The organism is Vibrio sp. T11.5 (assembly GCF_027587155.1).
Lineage (GTDB): Bacteria > Pseudomonadota > Gammaproteobacteria > Enterobacterales > Vibrionaceae > Vibrio > Vibrio neptunius.
Window position 1 is genome coordinate 11,746 of record NZ_JAPPTP010000025.1, and the last position, 17,758, is coordinate 29,503.

The following is a 17,758-nucleotide window of genomic DNA, read 5'->3' on the forward strand; positions in this document are numbered from 1 at the left end:
AAACTATTTATGATATCTACCTATGGAAAAAGGCTAGGTAAAATGTCGTTAGCGCTGGTGTTTTTGTCTATTTGGCTATTCTATCTGACGGTTGGCGTTTTTCTGCGCTAGTTTTCCTTATTTGCTGCCATAACCCCCGCCAATAGTGAAGCCGATTTTTAGGCGCAACGACCAACACCAGAGAGCAAGGGGGACAGTTGAGTAAATGGTGTAAAAAAACCGCCAGAGATGGCGGTTTTTATGTTGAGCGGCGGAGAAGTGGTTAACCTGCGGTAGAAATATCGTACTTTTTCATCTTGTGGCTTAATGTACTGATTGGCAGCGAAAGCTGCTCGGCGGCACGTTTAATTTGCCAGTTTGATGAGTTGAGACAGTCAATAATGACGGTTTTCTCATACTCGCTGACCGCTTCTTTGAGACCTTTGGAATAGTCCATATGTTCTGCTTCCAGTGTGGTCTGTGATTGCTCTGGCTGGGGCGAATCTGTCGATGCTGGCTCTTGCTGATCGGCTGGTTGCGGCTCGCGTTCCAAGACGGGTTGAGGGGAGACCTCTGGCGCCTGTGGTGTCGGTTGAGGGAGATTGGCGAGTGCTGCCGCTTCTCCAAATTCAACCTGATTGATGGTTTCGAAATCTGAGAGTAACAAAGCCCGTTCAACGATGTTCTTTAGCTCACGAACGTTACCCGGGTAAGGGTATTGCTGAAGTTGCAGCTGTACGTTTGCACTTAAACCGGGCGCTTGAGCTAGGCCCAAGTTGGCGGCACTCTGTTTTACGAAGTGTTCCGCCAGCGGTAAAATGTCGGCTTCACGCTCTCTCAAAGGAGGAAGGTTGATAGGGAAGACATTGAGGCGATAGAACAAGTCGGCACGGAATTCGCCATTTTTGATTTTATCCATCAAATGGCAATGGGTAGCGGCTACGACGCGTACATCGACTTCCACTTCCTTGCTGGCACCTACCGGACGCACTTTGCGTTCCTGCAAAACACGCAATAGCTTAGCTTGCAGCAACAATGGCATGTCGCCAATCTCATCAAGGAATAAGGTGCCTCCATGAGCGGCTTCAAACAAACCTACTTTGTCTTTGTCTGCACCGGTAAATGAGCCTTTTTTATGCCCAAACAGCTCTGATTCGAGCAGTTGTTCCGGAATGGCAGCACAGTTCTGAACGATTAGCGGTTGGTCAGCTCGGTTGGAGTTGTCGTGAATGTACTTGGCGATCACCTCTTTACCCGCACCGGTTTCACCGCGTAGCAGTACGTCTACCGGCAATGCCAGCACCTTGTCTAACCGACGCAGTACTTCTAGCATCTGTTCACTTTCCGCAATCGGGCCTTTGTAATGGCTCTGTTTGCGTTTTTTAAGATGCTCATTCTCGCGCACTAATGCAGCGTTATCGGCGCTCAGGCTTTTGATCATATGGCCATATTCTTCGAGCCAAACGGCTTGTCGAATGCTGTTAGCCGCCATATTACAAAACGCAGTGAGTGCCGATTCGTTGTCGATGACGCTCAAATCGAACAGCGCCAACAAACCTATGGTTTTACCGCTGTCATCGACCAAGGGCCAAGCAAGGAGGTTGCTGCTTTTGATGCCGAGCGCTAACTCTGTCTCATACACGGCCTCACAATCGTAACCGTTGTACTGATACAGCTCGTTGATCAACACCACTTCGCCATTTTGGATGGCGTAGTTGAATGGGTCGGTTTGGCTGGTTTGGTTAAACGATAGCGGCTGCCATGGGTGAGAAACGAGAGCTTGTTCATTGTGATGCACAATACTCGGTATGAGTGCCTGTCCCGTTTGATCAAGAACGTAGATGATGCCGTGTTTAGAAAACGTCATCTGACGCGCTGCTGTGAGCACCGCGTCCAAAGTTTGCGCCAGCTGAGTGCGATCAGCCAGAGACTGGCTGATCGCTAGTAACGCATTACTCAGATCGTTCTGATTAGCTGAACGCATAAGATAGCGTTCCTTGCTCATCGACAGATACAGTGATCTGACTGTGCGACTCATCCCTGTCGTGCACGAGCAGCTGTGTGGATAGCTGAGGAAGTAACTGACGGTTAATCACCGCATCAATGTTACGTGCTCCCGTTTCTGCCAAGCGACAATTGCCAAGTACGAATTCCACTAAGGTGTCTTCGTAGTTCAACGACAGTTTATGGTGGCTTTGCAGACGCTCTGACACTTTGCCCAACTTGTGGTGGATGATGTCAGTCATGGCTTCGTCAGACAGAGGAACAAACGGCAGCACTGACATACGCGCCAATAACGCTGGCTTGAAGTGCTGGTTTAGCGTTGGACGAATTGCCTCGGCAATCACGCCAGCGTTGATGTCCTTCGATTGCTGAACGAGTGATTCAATCTCATGAGTCGCAAGGTTACTGGTCATGATGATTAAGGTGTTTTTAAAGTCGATAGTGCGACCTTCACCGTCGTTGAGTGTGCCTTTATCGAATACTTGATAGAAAAGGTTCAGTACTTCTGGATCCGCTTTTTCTACTTCATCTAACAGGACAACAGAGTATGGACGTTGACGCACCGCTTCGGTCAGCATGCCGCCTTCGCCGTAACCGACGTAACCCGGAGGTGAACCGATTAGGCGCGATACCGTATGTTTTTCTTGGAATTCAGACATGTTGATGGTGGTCATAAAGCGCTCACCACCGAACAGTTGATCGGCAATTGCACGCGCAGTTTCGGTTTTACCGACGCCGCTTGGGCCGACAAGTAAGAATACGCCTGTTGGTGCATCTGGGTTACCGAGTCCAGCTTTGGCAGTTTGAATGCCTTCTGCTAAGGCATCGATGGCGTACTCTTGGCCTTTGATATTGTTGGTGAGGCTGTCTTTTAGCTTCAGCGTGGTTTCGGCTTCATCCTGAAGCATTTTACCCATAGGGATGCCAGTCCAGTCAGAGATCACGTGGCTTACTTCATCTGGGCCAACTTCGAAATGCACCAGCGGGTTACCACCACGAATCGCATCTAGTTGCTCCTGACAGGCGGCAATGGCGATACGCACTTCTTCTTCGTCCATTTCTGCATACGGGGAAGCTTCTGTTTCTTCGCCTTCTTCATCCGCTTGTGCAACTTCAATTTCTTCTCCAGAAACCAGTTCATGAAGACGAGTACGCAACGCGATCATCTGTTCGATTTGCTCTTTCTCGCTCTTCCACTGGGCTTCTTGGATGTCGAGCTCAGCTTGGGTTTTCTCCATCGCCACTTTGAGATCTGGGATAGACGCTAGGCTGTGTTTGTCACCCGTTTGCTGCAGTTGGTCACGTTCCAAGGCTTCTAGCTCACGAGTTTGCGCGGCCAGTTCTTGTTGTAAGGATTCAACCGACGCTGGTACCGCATTTAAGCTAATGTTAACCCGTGCACAGGCGGTATCTAGAACGTCGATGGCTTTGTCCGGTAGTTGACGGCCAGAGATGTAACGCGCGGAAAGCGCTGCCGCTGCAGTAATGGCGTCGTCACGTACGTAAACGTTGTGGGACTTTTCGTACGCTGGTCGTAGACCACGGATGATAAGCGCCGCTTGCTGTGGAGATGGCTCATCGAGTTTAACCAGTTGGAAACGTCGCGCTAGTGCAGGGTCTTTCTCGAAGTACTTCTTATACTCAGACCAAGTTGTCGCGGCAATGGTTTTTACTTCGCCACGGGCTAGGGCTGGTTTGAGTAGGTTGGCGGCATCGCTACCGCCAGCTTGGTTACCACCACCGACAAGCGTGTGGGCTTCATCAATAAAGAGGATGATAGGCGTTGGTGAGTTTTTCACTTCGTCGAGTACTGCATTGAGGCGCTTTTCGAATTCGCCTTTGACGCTCGCGCCCGCTTGAAGTAGGCCCATATCTAAACCATAAAGTTCTACCCCTTTAAGGTTATCAGGCACTTCACCTTGTACGATTTTTAGTGCCAGACCTTCAACCACGGCGGTTTTACCGACACCAGGTTCGCCGACAGCGATAGGGTTGTTTTTACGACGACGCGCAAGAATATCAACGATTTGGCGGATCTCTTGATCGCGGCAGAATACTGGATCGATCTCGCCTTTACGTGCCTTGCCAGTAAAGTCGGTGGTGAACTTGCTGAGCGCTGAACCTTCTTCACGAGCTTGTGTCTTTTCAGATGTTGCCACTTGTGCTTCAAGTGAATGGCTAGTCAGTTCGCCAAAATTACGCTTCAAGCTGTCCGCACTGATATTGTCGAGAAGGTCAGAGTAGCTATGCTGGCCGTAACGGAGTGGGTTGCTGACAAGAGTCAGTAGTAGCGCACCTGAGCGGATCTGCGTTTGTGATAAGTCTAAAGAAGACACTAGCCAGCTTTCTTGTAGCCATTCGATCAACAAAGCAGAAAATACAGGTTTGCCACCATTACCTGTTGGGCTTGTATCTAAAGTAGAACGAATAGATTGACGTAGAATGTTTTCCGAACAGTCAAAGTGTGCGAGTAGAACGTCGAAATCACTGTTTGGTCTTTCAAGTAAGCTTAACAGTAAGTGTTCAATTCGAACTTCGTTAGCCTTTTCTGATACAGCCAGAGCGGCGGCGTCTTCTAGCGCGACTTTTGCGATAGGGTGCAGACGTTGTATTAATGAAGAGAGATTAATATTTATCATTGTCTTTATCGAGCTTATGGTTTGTTTAAAATTGGCTCGATTATACTAAATATTAAAAATAGTTTTTTTTGATAGACTATTTTAACCACTATTTTATGGTTGTTTTTCAGGCGATATTGATTAGATCAAAACCAAATTTGATATATGTAATAGTCACTATGATTATTGTGTTAGTTATTCTGTCTTAAATGCCCGTTAATAACGCTTTTTTTACTCGATTGCCTATCGTTGTTTTATCAAAATGGATAAGTAACAATAAATTGTTTGCTGAACACAAGAAGTTGTGAAATTTTCCAATTTATTGAATTGATAAGGTTATCTAATAATAAGATAAACACTTTAAGTTATTGATTTATATAGGTTGTAAAGTTGGCACGCTCTTTGTATTAGGTTAATAGCGTCGCGGTTAAGCGATTTGGTAAATTTAAATAAATTAGAAGGAATACAAGATGCCAACTCCTGCATATATGTCTATCACAGGTGAAACTCAAGGCGATATCACAAAAGATGCTTACTCAGCTGACTCAGTTGGTAACTCTTGGCAAGAAGCTCACGTTGATGAGTTCCTAGTTCAAGAACTTGATCACGTACTAACTATTCCACGTGATCCACAAAGCGGTCAGCCAACAGGTCAACGCGTTCACAAACCAGTAATTGTGACTAAAGCACAAGACTGCTGTTCACCGCTTCTATTTAACGCACTAGTTTCTGGTGAGAAACTGCCTGAGTGTAACATCAAATTCTACCGTACTTCTGTACAAGGTAAGCAAGAGCACTACTACACAATCAAACTGATTGATGCTCTTCTAGTTGATATGCAAACTCGCATGGCTCACTGTCAAGATGCTGCAACTTCTGATCGTGTAACTGAAGAAGTACTTAGCTTCACTTACCGCGCAATCGAAGTAACTCACGAAGTTATGGGTAAAGGCGGTAACGACGACTGGCGTGCTCCACGCGAAGCGTAAGCTTGTCTTACCAAACGCTAAGGGCCAACTTATGTTGGCCCTGATCTCATTATTTGTATCAGGTAAAAGGTATGACAATAGACGTAGAATTTAAGTTTGAAGTTCAAGGCAGTGAGCATGAATTTCGTGTTGAAAGTTTTCAAGTGAATGAAGAACTGTCTAAAGACTTTCAAGTCAGCCTCTCATTACTTTCACTTGATGCTGATATTACATTTGAAGAACTTATCCGCAAGCCTGCACTGCTGACTCTGTTTGGTCAAGGTGTGGGTTCTGCTCGTTTTTTCCACGGTGTGGTCAATGAGGTTCGATTCCTTGGCACAGGCCGGAGATTCTCTCGTTACCAGATTATTCTGGTGCCACAAAGCTGGTTCTTGACCCAACGCCAAGATTGTCGCATTTTCCAAAATCTAGCGGCTCCAGATATCATTTCTCAAGTCTTGGACGACGCGTCTGTTACTGACTATCGTCTTGAATTGTCTGGTGTGTATCCACAAAAAGAATACGTTCTTCAGTATCGTGAAACCGACAGTGTATTCGTGCACCGAATACTGGCTGAACATGGTATGTGGTACTACTACGAGCATACTGAAAGCAATCACACCTTAGTGATCGTCGATAGCAACGATGCCATTCCAGAATTGCTCAGTACTCCGCTTAACGCCTCTTACTTAGGCCCGTTGGTTTATCATTCAGATGCGGGTGGTGTTGCTGATCGGGAACATATTGTCGATTTGACGGCCATCAACCGAGTGAGAACCGGCAGCACGACTTACACCGATTACAACTATGAACAGCCAAAGATCCCACAACAAATGTCGAGTGACGGCACTCTAGATCAGGATCTTAAATTGTTCGACTATCCAGGTCGTTACGTCGACCCAGTGATGGGGCAGGTGCGTGCATCAGAATGGATCGCTGAGCATCAGGTCGATAATAATCAGATCGCCGCGGTGTCGAACATTATGCGCGTGGTGCCGGGTTATAGTTTCAATATTAGTGAGCATCCACGCAGTGCGGTCAATCGTGACTACACCATGCTATCTATCAACCACAATGGTCATGATCCCCAAGTTCATGAAGATGAAAACAGTGGTCTGCCGACGCATTACGATAACAGTTTTATTTGCATCCCACGTGATGTGATTTTTAAAGCAAAAAAACCGTCTCCACCTGTAGTTGAGGGGCCTCACACTGCGGTTGTGGTCGGGCCTGCTGGCGAAGAGATTTATACCGATGAACTTGGACGAATTAAAGTTCAGTTCCACTGGGATCGATACGGCAACAATGACGAAAATTCAAGTTGTTGGATTCGTGTCAGCCAATCGATGGCAGCGCCGTCTTGGGGGGCAGTGTACCTGCCGCGTATTGGCCATGAAGTCGTGGTCACCTTCCTTGAAGGCGACCCAGACCGTCCGCTGGTTACAGGCGCTGTTTACCATGGTCTGCACTATCCTCCGTATTCATTGCCAGAGAACAAAACTCGTACCACATTCCGTACCCAAACGCACAAGGGCACTGGCTATAACGAGATGAGTTTTGAGGATGAAGCGAATCAGGAAGAGATTTACTTCCATGCTCAAAAAGACATGGCGACTAAGGTACTCAACAACCGTTACCGCGATATTGGTCAGGATGAGTTCCTTGAAGTGGGCCGCAACCAGACTAACGAAGTTCATGGCGACCATAAAGAAACGATCGATGGTCACAAAACCACTCAGGTGAACAGCACTTTTACTGAAACCGTTGAACAGGATGTGACCGTTACTTATAACGCTAATGAAACACAGTCTGTTAAGAACAACTCAACACTTGAGATTGGCGATAACCGCTCGACTAAGATTGGCAAAAACGACGATCTAGACGTCGGTGAGAACAGCAACCTGGTCGTTGGTGCTTCGCGCTCTGCTGACATTGGTAAAGACGATAACCAAACGGTCGGTGGCGACCTCACTGTTTCAGTAAAAGGCAACACATCGTATAAAGCCGATGCTGCAACTCAGGTGGTCAGTGGTGACAAAATTGTCCTTAAGACCGGCGGCTCTTCCTTAGTGATGAATAGCGATGGAAGTATCAAGCTGACTGGTTCTTCGATTACGGTTGAAGGCAGCGACAAAGTTGTGATTAAAGGTGGCAATGTAGCGATTAACTAATGAAACAACAAATACACCAACAACAGTTTGAACAAGAAACGCAGCAAGCCGAGAAATCGGCTTGCTTTTCCCGTTTTGGCACGATAGTCGGCGTGAATGAAGCGAAAGATAGCGTCAGAGTCGATTTTGAAGGAAACCCATTTGGTCAGCCTCTTTCTGCAAAGCTAGGCCGAGGCTTTACTCGATCAGAACTTAAGTTTGCTATGGATAACAAGCTTCATTGTCGTATTGAGTTCGTTAACCAAGATATCAGCTTACCCATAGTGACGGATGTGTTCTTCTCTATGCTGAGCGAGGATCAAGAGATCATTCTTCGCGCGGAGAAGATGACAATAGAAACCAATCAAGAACTGACGCTAAAAAGTGGTGATACCCAAACTCGCTACAGCGGCAGAGATGGGCGAGTGACGACTGAAGCGAAGTATGTGACTTCGCAAGCAGAAAAAGCGCAGAAAATTCAGGGCGGTACGGTTGCCATCAACTAACCACTTACGCAGATAGAGTATGAGACAAAGAATTACCAAACAACAGCTTAGCTCAGCGTTAAGTGACAGTGATTTAACCCAAGTCATACAAACATTAGATGAGCAAATAGCGCTACTGAGCGATATGCGCCCAGCATGGCTTGAGTTTTGTCATGAGAAATCAGCGGTCGCGATAGAGTCCTTGTCCTTTCTGTTTAAGCAATGGGTAAGGTTGCATCGCAAAGGATATCCAGCGACTTCGCAGGACTACCTCCGTTTGGTTGAACGCCAGATGGCAGAGATTAAGCAGGTTTACATCGCCTTCTATAAGCTTCATCCGGGGCTGGTGTACGAGCTAAAAGACACCGCACCAGCGCTTTTCGTTTGGCTGATGTTAGAGCCTGAATTCGAGCCGCACACGGCCTACCTTCTTGCAGCAATAAAGGTGGCTGAAACCATCGACGCCAATGAGGCTACTCTGTTGTTACTGCACTCCAAACGACACACGCTGGATATCACATTAACGCAGCTTGTCGAGGGCAAAGTCTCAATGAGAAGCTTGTGCTTTGAAGCGTTGCGGCTGCGCCAGACATTAAGTATTGGTTTGGCCAAACACTGGTTGAAGGAAACCTCGCTTGAAGCACAGGAAGTGCATCCGGTGTTAGCCAAGTTTGATGTCGAAGACAGTATCGAGTGGATTAATGAAATCGACAACGATGAACAGTACTTGTTTGAGTTGTTGCTCTGTAAGCATGATCGTGGAACTTGGTTTAGAAAGCGTTTTGGTATTGAACAGCAAGCGCTGCTCAGTGAGCAGGTGGCGACATACGCTAAATTGCTTGAGTTGGTCGAGTTTGACCAGTTTGATCCTAGTCTCGAAATGGCGCCAATCCAGATGGTGTTAACCGGCCGCCCAGACTGGATTGAAACGGCTTTGGAACACCTCATGACGCTGGAAGATGGGCAGGAGGAGTGGTTGTTTGCCCTTTATGTTGTCTACGGTGAGCGCTTTCCGCTCAACCCACATCTGTTGGGGGTTGAGTATCAATGGGAACAAGCGGTGGCGGTGCTTGAAAACTGGTGTGATTGTGGTGAAAGCGATGTCAACACAGCGATTCGCCATGGCGTGCCTGTGACGTTTGAATCGAGTGTCCAAGCCATGATGGATCACAATATCCCCGCTAACTACCGAACCTGGATATGGCGTCATCTCTGTATTCATGGTCGTGTCTACATTCCTTGGAATTGGGCCATGCCTGCAATACAACAAAACTGGCTGTTTAGTAAGCTATCTGAGCAATCCGCTGCGATTGAACGATTTAACCTAAGGAATCAGAATGCAACTTTGGGATATTGAACAAGAAACGGAATTGCTAGTAAAAGGTCGCTTCCAGCGTGATCAAAATGGTCACGAAGTGTGGGTGATAGCGGCTAAACGACAATGGCAGCTCAACGAGGGTTCATGGCAAGAGGTCCCGGCTGAGGAGATCTACGATGACCCTGTTTATCTCGGTGAAGCTGGTATGTCGGCGATGAAAGTCGACCATGAGTTTCCAGTATCAAAGCAAAATACCGACGTTTTGGTGTACGGCAAAGCACGCGCTTACGCTAAGCGCCCAGTGACTTATCACGAGTGTCGTCTCCTCATCGATAGTCATATCGACAAGACGATTGCTGTTCATGGTGAACGTAAGTGGGTCGAACACGGTGGTACAGTGACGGTTTCTCATCCAACAGCGTATGTTGAAGCTGAGATTGATTACTCTAGAGCATTGGGTGGGGATGAGCGTAACCGTGTTGGTTGTGGCGTGGCGAAAAGCAGTGCTGAGTTGATGGCAATGCCAGTTCCGTCAGTGTTTTATCCTAATGAAGAATGGGCACCTAACACCAAAAACTTGCGCGTAGCAGGCCTTGGGCCTATCCCGCCCTTTTTTACTCAGAGGGTTAAGTACGCAGGGACATTTGATGATGCTTGGCAAGAGCATAGACGCCCCTTATTGCCCGAAGACTTTAACCCGAAGTTTTACCAATCTGCCCCTGAAGACCAGCAGTGTAATGGCTTCTTAGAAGGTGGTGAGCGCCTGATGATGAGTGGTTTCTCTCATGACGACGTGTTGGCTTTTCGCATTCCGGCAGAGAAGTATGTCGCTGTGGCCGATTTTGGTGAAGAGAAGCTGAGCGCTGCTATGGCAATGTACACACTGTTTGTTGATACTGAAGAACAACGTCTTACGATTAGCTACAACGCTTCATTCCCTTGTCAGGGCAAAGAACACCTGCTGGTGTCTTCCACGATTTCTAAAGCGAGAGAAAGCGCATGAGTAATGTATATGGTCGATACGTTCTTGATGTTGATGTATTGACGCCAATGGGCATGAACCTAGATATTTCACTCGCTGTCGCCAAAGCTGACCTTGCACGATTCAATCAGCACCCCGCTGAAAATGGTATCGATAAGTTTACTTTCGCTAAAGCGGACTTTATTAAAGCAGACAAAAAGCAAGAAAGGGTAGTCGAAATGATCGATTCGCTGCTTTCTTCTATGTTAGCTAAGCTACCCAAAACGCTTAGGCCTGTTCCCGTGGTGATCTCTGTCCCTGAGTCGACGGATAATAACCGTCTACAAGCTTGGGTAGAGGCGAGTAAACACGCCAAATGGTTGTCAAAGATCGACATTACCCATATTGGCGGACCGCGTTTTATCCATGATTCCCTAACTATCCTAAATCAGCAAGATGCGGTTCTTTGTATCGCGGTTGACTCTTTATTTAGTGAGTTAGCCCCACTGATTGCCGATGACAATGTGCAAGGAACTCAAAATCCATGGGGGTTGATCCCCAGTGAAGGTGGTGGGGGTGTCATTTTCACTAAGAAAAACATTGTTGACACTCTCAAGTTAAAGCCCGTTGCATCGCTTGACTACTTTGTGGCTGAATGGAACACGTCGGATCGCAGAGGTATGATGCGCTTGGTTCGCAAAGCTGGAGCGGCTTTTGACCACTTAGGCTATATCTATTCTGACTTGAATAATTCTCGACATCATACCGAGGATTATGGCTTTGCCCTCGGCGCAAGAGCAGAGAAATTCACTAACCCTGAGCAGCCTGTGCTTATCAATGGTTTATGGGGAACATTAGGGCAATCGTCTGCGATGGCTTTGCTGTGCAGCTTCTCCCAAATGCATCCTTCATCGGACCCAGCTTGCTTGTTTATGTATGGGTTAGATGGTGATCGCGGTTTATTAAGAATATCTCGGTGTGAAGATGCCTAATTGGTTTAAATCTACTGGATGGTAGATCCATTTGAATAAAAAGTGTTGCTCTCAAACCGTCAAAATAGAAACACGTAAGGTCGGTTCTACAGTCATTATGCCTAAATTGATAGGGATAGTGGGCTTTTTATTTTTATGCGGTTGAAAAGCAATATTTAAACTAATTATTATGCTTCCCTAGTTATTATTATCATTTGGCTAAAGAGTGGAACGTGTCTGATCAAAATGGATCAAGCGACAGCTATATCAATCAGCTAGTTCATAAAGCGATTGAGAGAAAAAAACAGCTAGAGCTGCAGGAAGCGCAGAGAAACAAGCCCAAGTTGGAATATGTTTTATTCTCACAATTCGACGTGCTTGAATCTTTTCCTTCAAAAAATGGCAATACAACCTTATATCACCTAGCAAAACAAGGTGAGCCTGATAAACAGGTGTGTTGTAAAGTTGCCAATGAAGGCACTTCTAGCCATGAACATTCGTCACTGATTGGTGAAGCCAGTAAGCTTGAAATCTCTCAGCATCCAAGCGTAGCTGATTTTATTAAGATCGGTAACGAGTTTGATCGCCCCTACATCATGTATGAATGGATACATGGTGAATCCTTAGCTGAAAAAATAGAAAGACACTCGAAGAAGGGCTTCCGTCACGATCATATCGCCTGGATGATTTATCAGCTTGCTGGTGCGCTGGAGTACATGCACACCCGAGGCGTATGCCATCTAGATATTAAGCCTGCCAATGTGCTGGTGGCTGAAGATGATAGCGTCAAACTGATTGATTTTGGCGCAGCTCGTTACACTGAGGAATCGCAGGGCCCAGCAGAGGTGAGTATGAATTACGCCTCACCTATGTATGTCGAGAGTGGCGTAGCGAAACCGCAAGATGACGTTTACTCATTAGCCTTATTGACAGGTCATCTCTTCCTCGGCTCGTCCTACGGCGACGTTTGGCGTCAGTTGTTGGGACAAAACAAGCGTTGCCAGCTGATACCGAAACATGTTTGGTCACTGCTTAAAAGTGTTATTAACAGACCTCGCTCCCATGGCTACACGGCAATTTCGTTTGCACAGGCATTAGCCCGTATTGATACGCAGGCGTTAAAGTCGGATAACAGTGCGCCTATTTTTTCAAATCTTAGAAATGCCGATCTGGTACTGACGCAGCACAGCGTGAGTGACAAATTTGCCTTCGGTCGATTTAAGTATTTGGAAGCGACGTTAGTGGCTTCGGTTCTTCTGGTAACGGGGACTTACTTTTACGATTATATGCAGCCCGAGTGGAAGCCTTCAGCCAAGCCAGGCTTTAGTGAATCGAGCGCCTTGGCCAATACAATCAAACCTGCTCAAACTGCATCATTTCTTGCACAATCACCATGGCAAATTGAGCAAGCATTAAATGACATGTCGAATGATGTCGTCATGATGGCCCCTTATCAGGATGCCTATCAAGTGCAGCAAACCAAACTGCTTAATGTTTTTCAGCATAATGAAGACGCGTTGAACTTGAGACGCGAACTCGCGGGCAGTTTTCCTCAGGTACTCAACGAGATGCGTTCCCAACTTGTTTCGCTTCATGCAAGTTTGAACAATGATGGCGTATTGTTTGCAAAATCCGAGCGTTCATTCAACAAGGTGATGTCAAACCTGAACACATTAACGGTTGAAGCGCAAAAAATGACTAGTTACATGGGTAAACAGGATGCTGAACTAGTCAGTTTGATCTTGAGTGGCCAAGCTAGAGCCGTTGATGATTACATGAAGAGTGCATGGGCCAATCATCAGGCTGAATCTTATTACTATAGCCAAGTGTTACCTAGTGCCGTCTTGAATAAGGTTTACGCAACCATTGATGCTAATGCTGAGCAGCATTATTACTCACGCGCCATTGATCAGGCAGAAGCCGCCAAGCAGTATTTTGGAAATACTGCCGATTTGAACGCTAAGGTTCGCGCACTCAAGGTTGCGCGTAGCGAGTACATTCTATTCAGCACGGTGACAGAGCAAGTGATTTTCGAGAAGGCGAAGCTTAATTCATCGCTCAACGATCTCGAAGTCAATGCACCGAAAAAATTCAGCGAAGTCACTCAATTACTGAATAGCATGGCGAGTGATGCTATCCGCAAGAGTCATAAAAAATCCAAGCCTGCACGAGGCGCGTTGGCGGTCAAACGTGCAATTAGCGATTATGAGCCAGATGCAAGGAGCTAACGGATGTCTGTTGAAATTAACGCGCTTTTAGAACCTATCAATGAGGCATCACCGACCGGTGAAGATGCCCGTTACGAATTTAGCTTCGAAATGATGGAAGCGGAAGTTAAGAAGTTTGGTTCTTTGTTTGGTGAAACGGTTGACTGGTCAGTGGTTCAAAATCATGCCACTGAAGTGATTACTCAGCATAGTAAAGACTTCAAAGCCATGTGCTACCTGTCGCGCGCTATGGTTGAAAGTGACGGATTAAGTGGTCTCGAAAAGGGGCTCTCACTGCTGGCTGAGTCTTTAGCGCGCTTTGGTGCGGATTTGTACCCACGTCGTAAACGTGGTCGAGACGGCGCCGTAGAGTGGCTTAACCATCAGCTTAAGCTTGCCTTGCCTAAACTGCCCAATGAACAACTGACTTGGCAAGCGTTGTCACAGTGTAATGATCGTGTTGAAGAGATTCAGCGTCACTTTGATGAGGTTTTTCAAGACTCGGAAGCGGACTTCTTTGAACTACGCACTGAGATCAACCGCTTGATGCAATCCGCAAATGTTGACATGTCACACTCGGCATCTACTGAGCCGGAACTGGCGCAAGAGCCAGTGGCTACCGAGCCAGCCCCTGCCGAAACTCAACCAGAGCCAAAAGCTGCTCAGGTGACACCTGTACAACCCAAGCCTTCGGTCGCTGCACCGATAAGACGCCCCGCAAAAGAAGTGGACATTGACACCGATTTTTCATCGCCGACGGCGTCGAAGCGTACATTGAAAAAAGTGGCCGAAACCCTATTAAGTGCAGAGCCTGAGTTGGCTTTGTCTTATCGTATCCATAGGCATTTGACCTGGTCAGATATAGAAGAGTTACCAGACCATCAGAATAACGAAACGCCGCTGATCCTTGCTGTCTCGCAAGACAAACAGTCTGAGTATAGAGATAAAGCCAAGCAAGAAAGTGATCTTGATACGATTAAACGTCTTGAACGTACTTTGACGGATGCGCCTTTTTGGCTCACTGGGCATTTCTACGTTTATCAGATGTTAAAAAACCTCAACCTTGAAGAAGCGGCTCAAGCGGTTTCGGAAGAGGTAAAAGCCTTCGCCCAGTCTCTGCCGGGTATTGAAGTGCTGTCATTTAAGAATTCGATTCCATTTGCCAACGAAGCAACGATTGAATGGCTGAATAAAGCGCGTTCATCGGCGACCGGTAACGGGCAGCAAGTACTGCCTAGCGTCGTGGTGCAAGAAGGCGATTTGGTGTCAATGGACGATGTAACTCTCGAAAACTTGGGAGAACGCGTAGCAGAAGTCGCGCAAAACCTTGAACTGGATAGCTCAGGGCGAGGGCAATTTATGCTGCATTTACAAATCGTAAAAGCTTACCAAGCTGTTGGTCTTTATGCGCTCTGTTTGCCTTATCTTGAAAAGTTATGGGTTATCAGGGACGAAATGAGTCTTAGCGGCTGGGAACCACACCTCTCTTTGCAATTAGACGAATTAACTCAAAAAATTCTGAAGCAGCTGTATCCAAACAAGGAATTGCTGCCTGCAAAGTTTGAGGCGTGGGAGTCAATCTATAACTAAACAACACAATTAGATAAGGAACTAATTATGTCACGCGATGGCTCGGTAGCTCCTAAAGAGCGAATTAATATCCGTTACGTTCCAGCGACTGGTGATGCGCAAGAAGACGTTGAACTGCCGTTGAATATGATGGTGGTTGGTGACTTCACAGCACGTGCTGATGAGACACCAATTGAAGAACGTACGCCAATTAATATTGATAAAGACAACTTTAACGAAGTGTTGGAAGGCTATGCTCCAAACCTCAAAGTTAATGTTGAAAACCGTCTTTCTGATGAAGAGGGTGCACAGCTTGGTGTTGATCTAACGTTCAAGAACATGAAGGACTTTACTCCTGAGGCGATTGCTAAAAGTGTTCCAGAACTCAACAGTCTGCTAGAGCTTCGTGAAGCACTGGTTGCACTAAAAGGTCCACTAGGCAACGTTCCTGCTTTCCGTAAGAAGATCGCTGCTGTTCTTCAGGATGAAGAAGCTCGTAAGAAATTACTAGAAGAACTCAGCATTGGTGAAAACCAAGACGCTGAAAAGGCCGAATAAGAGGATATTATGACAACAGAAGCACAAGCTCCAGAACAAAGTGAGACTCAGGTCGAATCTGGTTCTCTTCTGGATAGCATTCTTACCGAAACACGCCTGAAGCCTCAGGACGAAGGCTTTGAAGTTGCAAAGCGTGGTGTTGAAGCGTTCATTGGTGAACTCTTAAGTAACAAGTCTGCCGAAAAAGTTGATCAGTCTCTGGTTGATTTGATGATTGGTGAGATTGACCAAAAGCTATCAAAGCAGGTCGATGCGATTCTTCACAACGAAGAAGTACAAGCGATCGAATCTACGTGGCGTGGTCTCAAGTACTTGGTTGATCACACGGATTTCCGCGAGAACATCCTTATCGAACTGATTTCAGCTAAGAAAGACGAAATGCTGGATGATTTCGAAGACGCTCCAGAGGTTGTAAAATCAGGCCTTTACAAGCAGATCTACACACGTGAGTACGGTCAGTTTGGTGGTAAGCCAGTTGGTGCAGTAATCTGTGATTACCAGCTAACGTCTTCTAGCCCAGATATCAAGCTGATGGAATACATGGCGAACGTTGGTGCAATGTCGCATGCGCCATTCATCACGTCTGCATCTTCTCAGTTCTTTGGTTTAGACAGCTACGAAGAGCTGCCAAACATGAAAGATCTGAAGTCGGTATTCGAAGGTCCTCAGTACACGAAATGGCGTGGTCTACGTGAACATGAAGATTCACGTTACCTAGGTCTGTGTACGTCGCGTTTCATGCTACGTAACCCTTATTCTGTTGAAGACAACCCAATCAAAGCATTTGACTATGATGAGTTGGTAACAGACAACCACAACCACTTCTTGTGGGGTAACTCAGCGTACGCGATGGCATCTAAGATCAGTGAGTCTTTTGCGAAGTACCGCTGGTGTCCGAACATCATCGGTCCTCAAAGTGGTGGTGCTGTATTTGACTTACCAGTTTACAACTACGAGTCAATGGGACAAATCGAAACTAAGATCCCGACAGAGATCCTTGTTTCTGACCGCCGTGAGTTTGAACTTGCAGAGGAAGGCTTTATTGCGCTGACTATGCGTAAAGGTTCTGACAACGCAGCGTTCTTCTCTGCTAACTCAATTCAAAAGCCTAAGGTTTACGCGAATACGCCGGAAGGTAAAAACGCAGAAATGAACTACAAGCTGGGTACTCAGCTGCCATACATGTTCATTATCAACCGTCTTGCCCACTACATCAAAGTTCTACAGCGTGAGCAAATTGGTTCGTGGAAAGAGCGTTCTGACCTAGAAATCGAACTCAACAAGTGGATTCGTCAGTATGTTTCAGATCAGGAAAACCCGCCAGCAGAAGTACGTGGTCGTCGTCCACTTCGCGCTGCGAAGGTTGAAGTATCTGATGTTGAAGGCGATCCGGGCTGGTACAAGGTATCAATGTCTGTTCGTCCACACTTCAAGTACATGGGTGCGAGCTTCGATCTGTCTCTAGTTGGTAAACTGGACCAGTAATCAGAGCATATGTTTAAGTTTCGAGCGGTCAGTTTTTCTGACCGCTCTTTTTAGAGTTCAGTATGGAAAAAGGTTATCGCTTACTCGAACGCATTGAATTGGGTGAACCCAAGAATTGCTACGAAAAAGTTGTTTCTCACAAACATCTTATTGAATCTATTCACATTCATCTCGCTGACTTGCTAAACACGCATGCCGGGAATGCAATGATAGACAATGATTATGGTCTTCCTGACTTTAATGATGTCCTAGCCAGCCAATCAAACTTGGTGCGTCATATTCAGCAGAATATTCGCGAGACCATTGCTAAGTTTGAACCTCGCTTGGGTGATATCGAAGTCACTTATCGACAGGACTTCCATAATCCCTTGCAGCTGAGTTTTGGCATCACCGGTGAGGTTTCTCACAACGGTGGGCAGGTACCAATGTCTATCAATGTGTTCATGGGCGTTGATGGCCAGTTCAACGTGTAAATTCAGGAGAAA

At 46.5% G+C, this 17,758-nt stretch carries 13 protein-coding genes; 11 read left to right on the forward strand and 2 right to left on the reverse strand.

Annotated elements, in window-relative coordinates:
* Positions 1–262: 262 nt before the first annotated feature.
* Together OH455_RS19210 and tssH are read right to left on the reverse strand one after the other, a co-directional pair.
* Positions 263–1,963 carry a sigma-54-dependent Fis family transcriptional regulator gene (locus tag OH455_RS19210; RefSeq protein WP_269982475.1) on the reverse strand — a complete coding sequence of 567 codons (1,701 nt, stop codon included), beginning with the start codon at positions 1,961–1,963 and terminating at the stop codon, positions 263–265.
* Positions 1,950–4,622, reverse strand: a complete 2,673-nt coding sequence (tssH, locus tag OH455_RS19215; protein ID WP_269982476.1) for a type VI secretion system ATPase TssH — start codon at positions 4,620–4,622, stop codon at positions 1,950–1,952. The genes OH455_RS19210 and tssH overlap by 14 nt, the downstream gene beginning before the upstream one ends.
* 449 nt (positions 4,623–5,071) lie before the next feature.
* On the opposite strand from tssH, the gene OH455_RS19220 reads away from it, so the two are divergent.
* From OH455_RS19220 to tssE, 11 genes are all read left to right on the forward strand, one after another.
* Positions 5,072–5,590 carry an Hcp family type VI secretion system effector gene (locus OH455_RS19220; RefSeq protein WP_006961152.1) on the forward strand — a complete coding sequence of 173 codons (519 nt, stop codon included), beginning with the start codon at positions 5,072–5,074 and terminating at the stop codon, positions 5,588–5,590.
* A 71-nt stretch (positions 5,591–5,661) separates the two neighbouring features.
* Positions 5,662–7,740, forward strand: a complete 2,079-nt coding sequence (gene tssI, locus OH455_RS19225; RefSeq protein ID WP_269982477.1) for a type VI secretion system Vgr family protein — start codon at positions 5,662–5,664, stop codon at positions 7,738–7,740.
* Positions 7,740–8,225: a hypothetical protein gene (locus tag OH455_RS19230; RefSeq protein ID WP_045976849.1), complete on the forward strand. Its 486-nt coding sequence runs from the start codon at positions 7,740–7,742 to the stop codon at positions 8,223–8,225. The genes tssI and OH455_RS19230 overlap by 1 nt, the downstream gene beginning before the upstream one ends.
* Positions 8,226–8,244: 19 nt before the next feature.
* Entirely contained in the window at positions 8,245–9,561 is a 1,317-nt protein-coding gene (locus OH455_RS19235) for a hypothetical protein (protein WP_269982478.1), read from the forward strand.
* Positions 9,542–10,525 carry a DUF2169 family type VI secretion system accessory protein gene (locus OH455_RS19240; protein ID WP_045976851.1) on the forward strand — a complete coding sequence of 328 codons (984 nt, stop codon included), beginning with the start codon at positions 9,542–9,544 and terminating at the stop codon, positions 10,523–10,525. Before OH455_RS19235 ends, OH455_RS19240 begins: the two co-directional genes overlap by 20 nt.
* Positions 10,522–11,475, forward strand: coding sequence for a hypothetical protein (locus OH455_RS19245; protein WP_269982479.1), 954 nt, complete (start codon positions 10,522–10,524; stop codon positions 11,473–11,475). Before OH455_RS19240 ends, OH455_RS19245 begins: the two co-directional genes overlap by 4 nt.
* A gap of 212 nt (positions 11,476–11,687) precedes the next feature.
* Positions 11,688–13,682 (forward strand): serine/threonine protein kinase, encoded by a 1,995-nt coding sequence (locus OH455_RS19250; protein ID WP_269982480.1) that lies wholly within the window; start codon positions 11,688–11,690, stop codon positions 13,680–13,682.
* 3 nt (positions 13,683–13,685) lie between these two features.
* Entirely contained in the window at positions 13,686–15,251 is a 1,566-nt protein-coding gene (gene tssA / locus OH455_RS19255; protein ID WP_269982481.1) for a type VI secretion system protein TssA, read from the forward strand.
* A 27-nt stretch (positions 15,252–15,278) separates the two neighbouring features.
* Positions 15,279–15,788: a type VI secretion system contractile sheath small subunit gene (gene tssB, locus OH455_RS19260; protein ID WP_045976855.1), complete on the forward strand. Its 510-nt coding sequence runs from the start codon at positions 15,279–15,281 to the stop codon at positions 15,786–15,788.
* Between the two features lie 9 nt (positions 15,789–15,797).
* A complete protein-coding gene (gene tssC, locus OH455_RS19265) occupies positions 15,798–17,273 on the forward strand; it encodes a type VI secretion system contractile sheath large subunit (protein WP_045976856.1) in 1,476 nt (491 codons plus the stop codon).
* Positions 17,274–17,335: 62 nt separating this feature from the next.
* Positions 17,336–17,746, forward strand: a complete 411-nt coding sequence (gene tssE / locus OH455_RS19270) for a type VI secretion system baseplate subunit TssE (protein ID WP_045976857.1) — start codon at positions 17,336–17,338, stop codon at positions 17,744–17,746.
* The last annotated feature ends 12 nt before the right edge of the window (positions 17,747–17,758 follow it).

Coding starts and splice junctions, on each gene's coding strand:
- tssE (WP_045976857.1), top strand. CDS start 17,336: ATGGAAAAAGGTTATCGCTTACTCGAACGCATTGAATTGGGTGAACCC.
- tssC (WP_045976856.1), top strand. CDS start 15,798: ATGACAACAGAAGCACAAGCTCCAGAACAAAGTGAGACTCAGGTCGAA.
- tssI (WP_269982477.1), top strand. CDS start 5,662: ATGACAATAGACGTAGAATTTAAGTTTGAAGTTCAAGGCAGTGAGCAT.
- tssB (WP_045976855.1), top strand. CDS start 15,279: ATGTCACGCGATGGCTCGGTAGCTCCTAAAGAGCGAATTAATATCCGT.
- OH455_RS19240 (WP_045976851.1), top strand. CDS start 9,542: ATGCAACTTTGGGATATTGAACAAGAAACGGAATTGCTAGTAAAAGGT.
- OH455_RS19210 (WP_269982475.1), bottom strand. CDS start 1,963: ATGCGTTCAGCTAATCAGAACGATCTGAGTAATGCGTTACTAGCGATC.
- tssA (WP_269982481.1), top strand. CDS start 13,686: ATGTCTGTTGAAATTAACGCGCTTTTAGAACCTATCAATGAGGCATCA.
- OH455_RS19220 (WP_006961152.1), top strand. CDS start 5,072: ATGCCAACTCCTGCATATATGTCTATCACAGGTGAAACTCAAGGCGAT.
- OH455_RS19245 (WP_269982479.1), top strand. CDS start 10,522: ATGAGTAATGTATATGGTCGATACGTTCTTGATGTTGATGTATTGACG.
- OH455_RS19230 (WP_045976849.1), top strand. CDS start 7,740: ATGAAACAACAAATACACCAACAACAGTTTGAACAAGAAACGCAGCAA.
- OH455_RS19235 (WP_269982478.1), top strand. CDS start 8,245: ATGAGACAAAGAATTACCAAACAACAGCTTAGCTCAGCGTTAAGTGAC.
- tssH (WP_269982476.1), bottom strand. CDS start 4,622: ATGATAAATATTAATCTCTCTTCATTAATACAACGTCTGCACCCTATC.